General features: G+C 67.5%; 7 protein-coding genes. 2 read left to right on the top strand and 5 right to left on the bottom strand.

All coding sequences use genetic code 11. The features are described from left to right. Positions 1 to 87 precede the first annotated feature (87 nt). The 5 genes from J7024_RS35980 to J7024_RS35960 all read right to left on the bottom strand — a co-directional run bounded on the left by J7024_RS35980 (position 88) and on the right by J7024_RS35960 (position 5,234). Positions 88 to 810 carry an HAD family hydrolase gene (locus tag J7024_RS35980; RefSeq protein ID WP_124829849.1) on the bottom strand — a complete coding sequence of 241 codons (723 nt, stop codon included), beginning with the start codon at positions 808 to 810 and terminating at the stop codon, positions 88 to 90. A 29-nt stretch (positions 811 to 839) separates the two neighbouring features. Then, on the bottom strand, positions 840 to 1,811 hold the full coding sequence (locus J7024_RS35975) for an ornithine cyclodeaminase family protein (protein WP_124829933.1): 972 nt from the start codon (positions 1,809 to 1,811) through the stop codon (positions 840 to 842). Between the two features lie 155 nt (positions 1,812 to 1,966). Next, positions 1,967 to 3,097 (bottom strand): DSD1 family PLP-dependent enzyme, encoded by a 1,131-nt coding sequence (locus tag J7024_RS35970; protein ID WP_124829850.1) that lies wholly within the window; start codon positions 3,095 to 3,097, stop codon positions 1,967 to 1,969. Between the two features lie 111 nt (positions 3,098 to 3,208). Beyond that, a complete protein-coding gene (locus tag J7024_RS35965) occupies positions 3,209 to 4,168 on the bottom strand; it encodes a LysR family transcriptional regulator (RefSeq protein ID WP_124829851.1) in 960 nt (319 codons plus the stop codon). Positions 4,169 to 4,310: 142 nt separating this feature from the next. Further along, on the bottom strand, positions 4,311 to 5,234 hold the full coding sequence (locus J7024_RS35960) for an NAD(P)/FAD-dependent oxidoreductase (protein WP_124829852.1): 924 nt from the start codon (positions 5,232 to 5,234) through the stop codon (positions 4,311 to 4,313). Between the two features lie 149 nt (positions 5,235 to 5,383). Here J7024_RS35960 and J7024_RS35955 point away from each other — a divergent pair, with 149 nt between their 5' ends. Next, on the top strand, positions 5,384 to 5,824 hold the full coding sequence (locus tag J7024_RS35955; protein ID WP_124829853.1) for an RrF2 family transcriptional regulator: 441 nt from the start codon (positions 5,384 to 5,386) through the stop codon (positions 5,822 to 5,824). 259 nt (positions 5,825 to 6,083) lie between these two features. Further along, positions 6,084 to 6,441 (top strand): DUF2760 domain-containing protein (locus J7024_RS35950; RefSeq protein ID WP_234745964.1); only part of this gene is annotated, 358 nt, incomplete at its 3' end.

Genomic DNA, 6,441 nt, shown 5'->3' with positions numbered 1-6,441 from the left:
ACGTCCTCGGCCGCGTCAGGTTGTCGGCCCGGATTAAATATGCGTCGGCCTACGGCCGATCGACCACGCAATCTCGCCGGCCTGCGGCTACGCCCCCCCGACAGGCCCACCCAGCACACGACACAGCGCCGACAAGTCGTGAATCGTCAGATGCCGAGACGGGGTGCGATGCGCGGCGTGCTCCGCTCCCGGACGTTCATCGCGCACGATCCAGGCCGCCTGCAACCCCGCATCCAACGCACCGACGATATCGAGGTGAAAGTCGTCGCCGACGTGCAGCAGTTCCGCCGCATGCACGCCGAGCGCCGCGGCGGCCGCATGAAAGATCTCCGGCTCCGGTTTCGCGAACCCGAACGCCCGCGCGCTGAGCGTCTCACGAAAGAACTCGCCGCCGCCGGTCAGCCGCAAATCGGCATTGCCGTTGGTCACCGCGATCAACGGAAACCGCGCGCTCAACCATGCAAGCGCCGGCAACGCATCTTCGAAGAACTCGACCTGGTTCCGCGCGGAATAGAACACGTCGTATGCGCGGTCGGTCAGCGTGACGTCTTCGTTCGCGCGTTCCAGCGCAAGCCGGATCGATCCGATTCGCAACGCACGATAGTCGCTGACGAGATCCGGCCGCAGGCGCTCGTATTCGTCGCGCAACGCGCTCAACGCGTGCGACGTCGGCAGCACGCTCGCGGTGTTGGGCGCATGTTCGGTCAGCCACGCATGCAGCGACGCTTCGGCCCGTTGGACGGAAGGTCCGAACGGCCACAGCGTGTCATCGAGATCGAACGAGATGGCGGAAACGTTGGTGAGGCGCATGACGACGGAAGATACCACGCAACTGCCGCTCACCACGGCCATGGAATCGAGCGTCCCGTACCGTTGTCGACGGCCTGCCGATACAGGAAACGCGCAACGGTCAGATCCTGTAGCGCGAGGCCCGTCATGTCGAATACGGTGATGTCGTCAGGCGAGCGATCGACCGATACGGTCCCGGCGAGCACGTCGCCGATCTCGGTGCGCGGCAGTCCGGGCGCCCACTGGCACTCGCCGATACTGCGCGCCTGCTCGTGATCGTCCACGAAAATGCGCGCCCGTTCCAGTACGCCTTCCGGCAACTCGCGCTTGCCCGCGGTATCGGCGCCTACGCAGGTCAGATGCGTGCCGGGCCGAATCGCGTCGGCGTCGAACAGCGGGCCGCCGCCCGGCGTCGCCGTGATGACTATGTCGCTGTCGGTCACCGCATCGTTGCGGTCACGGGCGACGCGGATGTCGCAGCGTTCGCGCAACGCCGATTCGAACCCCGGATCCGTCTCGCCGCTGACACTCACGTACTGCACCGTGCACCTTTGCGGCAGCATCCTGATCGCATGGTCGAGCTGGGCGCGTGCCTGCACGCCGGTGCCGAACACGCAGATGCGCGAGCTGTCGGGCCGGGCGAGCGCCTGCAGCCCGAGGCCGCCCGCCGCGCCGGTGCGGGCGGTGGTGATCGCATTGCCGTCCATGATGCAGAGCGGGCGGCCGGTGGCGGGGTCGAACAGCGCGATCGTCGCCTGATGCGGCTCGCCGCCCCGGCTTCGATTGCCGGGCCAGAAGCCGGCCGCCTTGAAACCGAGCAGATCCTGGCGCGCGACATCGCCCGACTTGATGCCGAACACGCCGCCGGTATGCAGCTTCTCGCGCACGACCGGAAACACGCGTCCGGCACGTTGACTGTGCAGCACGAAGGCATCGCGGACCGCCGTCATCACTTGCTCGGCTTGAAGGGCCGGTGCGATCGCATCCCGATCGAGAAGAAGGAGCTGGGCGTCTGTCGGCATGGCGAGGAACCTGTCGTGTGCAATCCGGATCGCGGATTTTATGGGTTGTACAGATGTAGACAAACGGTCAATAACTATGGGGCGGCGATGCAGCGGCAGGTTTGACCGGGGAAACCGGCGCATCGCATCCGCGCGCCGGTCACCCCGCGCGATCCTTACCACCCATAGAAGCGCGGCCAGGTCTGTACGGCACCGTCGTCGCTCAGCGCGTGGTATTCCGGATGCTGCGCGCCGGTCGCGCACGCGTGGTTCGGCAGGATCCGCAACCGGGTACCGATCGGAAACCGCTGCGCGATGTTCGTATCGGGCGCACCGAGGCGAGACACGATGCCGTGTTCCTGATTGGCTGCGCTTACCACGTACTCGCCGAGCACGTCGCCCGCTTCGGTACACACCTGGCCGTAGCCGAAATCCCGCGCCTGCCGCTGCGTGCCGCGATCGCGGCTCATCGCCATCCAGCCCGCGTCGACGATCGCCCAGCCTTTCTCTTCCTGGTGCCCGATGACGGTGGTCAGTACCGACAGCGCGATGTCTGACAGTGCGCACACGCCGATGTTGTGCATCACGAGGTCGAACATCACGTACACGCCTGCGCGGACTTCCGTCACGCCGTCGAGGTTTTCTGCCGACAGCGCGGTCGGCGTCGATCCGATACTCACGACCGGGCACGGCAGCCCGGCTGCCCGAAGTCGCTCGGCGGCGCGCACGGTGCGGCTGCGCTCCTGTTCCGCGATCGCGGCCAGCGCGTCGCGTGTGTCGTATTCGTAGCTGGAGCCGGCATGCGCGAGCACGCCGCCGAGCGTCATGCCGCCGTCGACCAGCGCGCAGCCGACGGCGATCAGCAGGTCGTCGTCGGGCACGATCCCCGAGCGGTGGCCGTCGACGTCGACTTCGATCCAGACTTCGAAGCGTTCGCCATGCTCGCGTCCGAATTCAGCGATGGCACGTGCGGTCTGTACGGTGTCGGCGACGATCTTCAGGTCGCAGCCCCGCCGGCGCAGCGCGAGCGCCTGACCGAGCTTCGCGGGGATCATCCCGACCGCGTAGACGATGTCGCGCACGCCGCCCTCGAAGAACTGTTCGGCTTCCTTCAGTGTGGACACCGTGATGCCTTGCGCGCCCGCCGCGATTTGCGCGTCGACGACCTGCCGGCACTTGGTGGTCTTCACGTGCGGCCGGAACGTGACGCCGAGCGCATCCAGATGCGCCTGCATGCGCGCGATGTTGTCACGCATGCGATCGACGTCGATCAATGCGGCGGGGGTGTTCAGGAGGGGGATGCCCATGATGCGTTGCCTCGAGGGTGACCGATGCGAGCACTGTAGGGCGTCTGGCATGCCGCGTGTTTAATGGGCGGAAAATCATCCATTAAGCAAGATTTAATGGCAGGACGGCGCTCAGGCCGGGCTGCGCCAGGGCGGCGGGTCGAGGAATTGCGTGGCGGCTTCGAGAAACACCCGTTGCCGCGCGGAGCGGCCGGTGCGCGAGGGCAGCAGCGCGGTAACGGGGGCTGGCGGGAGATGCCAGTCGGGCAGCAGCCTGACGAGCTTGCCGCTCGCGAGCTGCGGCGCGACGTCCCACTCCGAGCGCTCCACGATGCCGAGCCCTGCGAGCGCCCAGTCGGTGATGACGGTGCCGTCGTTCGACGACAGCGCGCCCGTGACGCGGATCACCGCGGATCGTCGGGATTCGCCTTTGCCGTCGCCGGGCTGCGAGAAGCGCCAGCGCGTAATGTCCTCGTCGTTCTCGCGCAGGCACAGGCAGTCGTAGTGCGCCAGGTCGGACGGATGGTTCAGCGCCTTGATGCGACGCGCGTAACCGGGGCTTGCGCACAGGAAGCGCTCGTTGGGCGCGAGCGGATAGCCTATCCACGACGACGATTTCAGGCTGCCGACGTGGATGACCACGTCCGCGCCGGCCGCGCTGGTCAGCGGACTCTCCGACAGATGCAGCGAGATGTCGAGCTTCGGATGCGCGCGCTGCACGTCGCGCACGATCCGCGCGACGTACTTACGTCCGAAGCCGAACGGCGCAACGACGCGCAGCGAGCCCTGCACGTCGCCGTGACCGCCCGCAATGCTGCCGGGCAGCGCGTCCACACGCTGGAGAATCTCGACGGCTTCCTGATAGAGCCGCTGCCCTTCGTCGGTCAGCTCGATCCCTTTCGGCTGCCGCACGGCGAGCCTGACGTCGAGTCGCGATTCCATCCGCTGCAGGCGGATCGTGACGGCGGGCGGCGTGAGATCGAGCAGCCGCGCTGCGGATGCCAGCGAGCGCGACGCGCCGATCGCGCGAACGAGTCGAAGGTCTTCAAGGTCGAGCATGGGATGTCTCTTGATGCCGGTGTGGCCGAGCATTGATTAAACATCACATCGCTCGTCGAATCCATCGATGCGGCCATGGATTCCGCGAGCACGCGCGCAGCTCGACGTGAGCGCGTGCGTTGCAGGTTCCACGAGCATGGCCCTTCGTCGTGTGACGGCCATGCCGCGCGCGGCTTCATCCATTGCACGCGTCGAGCCCGAAAATCAACGACCGATGCGCACCGACCCCGGCCGCGACGCCCGACGCCGACGCGAACGTCGCATTCGTCATCAGGCTCGAGGCATCGCCGGCCGCGAACACGCCGGGCACGCTCGTCTGCTTCCACGTATCGACGCGAATCGCCGCACCGAGCGGCCCTTCGTCGAACGCGCAGCCAAGCTGTTGCGCGAGATCGCTGGCCATCTCCGTACGCGCGCCGATGAACAACGCATCGATGGACACGACTCGCCCGTCCGCGAGCCGCAACGCTTCGATTCGCGGCGCCTCGCCCAGAATTTCGACGACAGGCGAGCGCTCGATGCGCACGCCGCGCGCGCCGAGCAGCGCCGCCTCCTGCTCATTCGCTTCGACCACGCCCTGCGTGAACCACGTCGTCGGCCCCCAGTCCGGAATCAGGATCGCCTGATGCACGGACAGCGGATGCGTCGCCAGCACGCCGAGTTGCCGGCCCGCCACCTCGTAGCCATGGCAATACGGACAGTGCAGCACGCTGATGCCCCAGCGTTGCGCGAGCCCCGGCAACGCGGGCAGTTCGTCGCGAATGCCGGTTGCGAGGATCAGCCGGTCGGCGCTCGCACGGCTGCCGTCCGAGAGCGTTACGTGAAAGCCGCCGCTCGCGTCGCGCTCGGCGGTGCGCGCTTCGCCCGCGATCCGCCGCACGGTCGGATAGGCCGCCAGTTGCGCGGCGGCTTGCGCGACGATCTCCGCAGGCGGCTTGCCGTCCTGCCCGAAAAAACCGTGCGCATGTTCGGCGAATCGATTGCGCGGCCGGCCCACGTCGATCACGAGCACGCGGCGTCGCGCCCGCGCGAGCTGCATTGCGGCCGACAGCCCGGCGAAGCTGCCGCCGACCACGATCACGTCATGATGCATCTGCATGTGTCCACTCCTTTCCCGATTCCTGAGTTCATACGAGCGAAAGACGTGCTTCGATGGCGGCCAACTCATGAAACACGAGAAGTTGCATGATAGGCTGGTGATATCATTCATGCAACTTCAGAAGTTTCGAGAGTGGGAGCCGCCCGTCCGTGAGAACCGATAGCCGTTTATCGCGCATGCTGCATGCGCTGATCCACATGGACCAGGCCGATGGCCCGCTGACGTCGGAGGCGATCGCGACGATGCTGTGCACGAACCCGGTCGTCGTGCGACGCCTGCTCGGCGGGCTGCGCGACTGCGGCTACGTGCAGTCGGAGAAAGGCCACGGCGGCGGCTGGGCGCTCAGCGTCCCGCTCGACGGCATCACGCTGCTCGACGTCTATCGCGCGGTGGGCGAGCCGCCGGTGTTTTCCGATCTGGTGACCGAGGACACGCCCGAATGCCTGGTCGAACAGGCGGTCAACGCGCATCTGTCGGCGGCGCTGAAGGAGGCCGAGACGGCGCTGCTCGCCCGCTTCGGCGAAGTCACGCTCGGCATGCTGTCGCGCGAATTCGAAGCGAAGGCGGCGCGCCGCCGCAAGCCGCGCTGATGCGCCGCAACATCGCCTTCGACCCGCGATAACGTGTAGTCCGACGCAATCCGGCGCGGCGCGAAATGCGTGCGCCGCCGTGATCTGTCCCCCAACTTCTGCCCGGTTTGCCCGTCACAGGGCAAAATACGGGTTTTCCGCACCCGCGAGGGTGCGTCCGAATCACGCGTCGGGCGGCGGCAGTGCGCAATCGCACGCCGCCGCCCGGCGCTCAAGCAAGATGCTCGCCGTGTCGCGAGCCCACAGGAGTCCAGACCCCATGCCCGAATCGAATCTGTCCTTCTTCGGCCGGCTATCGCTGGCCGTCGGCACATTCTTCTCCGTGATCGGCAACCGCGAATTCGCGGCCGGCGTGCTGCGCGTGCGCGACGGTGCCCCGGCCCCCGCGCCGCTTGCACCCGCACCCGCCCCGGCCCCCTCCGCCGCCCCCGCGCCTGAGCCCGTGAAGGCGCCGGCCCCCGAACGGCGCGAAGCGAGCCCGCAAGCGGCGCTGCAACTGCTCGGCCTGCTGCAGCGTGACGCCCGCTTCATCGACTTCGTCGAGGAAGACATCGCCGGCTACGGCGACGCCGACATCGGCGCCGCCGCACGCCTCGTGCACGACGGCTGCCGCGCCG

It is taken from the genome of Burkholderia sp. WTPI3, from assembly GCF_021483755.1.
In the GTDB taxonomy this organism is placed as follows: domain Bacteria; phylum Pseudomonadota; class Gammaproteobacteria; order Burkholderiales; family Burkholderiaceae; genus Burkholderia.
This window is presented reverse-complemented; position numbering and strand designations above follow the sequence as displayed.

Coding starts and splice junctions, on each gene's coding strand:
- J7024_RS35980 (WP_124829849.1), bottom strand. CDS start 810: ATGCGCCTCACCAACGTTTCCGCCATCTCGTTCGATCTCGATGACACG.
- J7024_RS35975 (WP_124829933.1), bottom strand. CDS start 1,811: ATGCCGACAGACGCCCAGCTCCTTCTTCTCGATCGGGATGCGATCGCA.
- J7024_RS35965 (WP_124829851.1), bottom strand. CDS start 4,168: ATGCTCGGCCACACCGGCATCAAGAGACATCCCATGCTCGACCTTGAA.
- J7024_RS35970 (WP_124829850.1), bottom strand. CDS start 3,097: ATGGGCATCCCCCTCCTGAACACCCCCGCCGCATTGATCGACGTCGAT.
- J7024_RS35960 (WP_124829852.1), bottom strand. CDS start 5,234: ATGCAGATGCATCATGACGTGATCGTGGTCGGCGGCAGCTTCGCCGGG.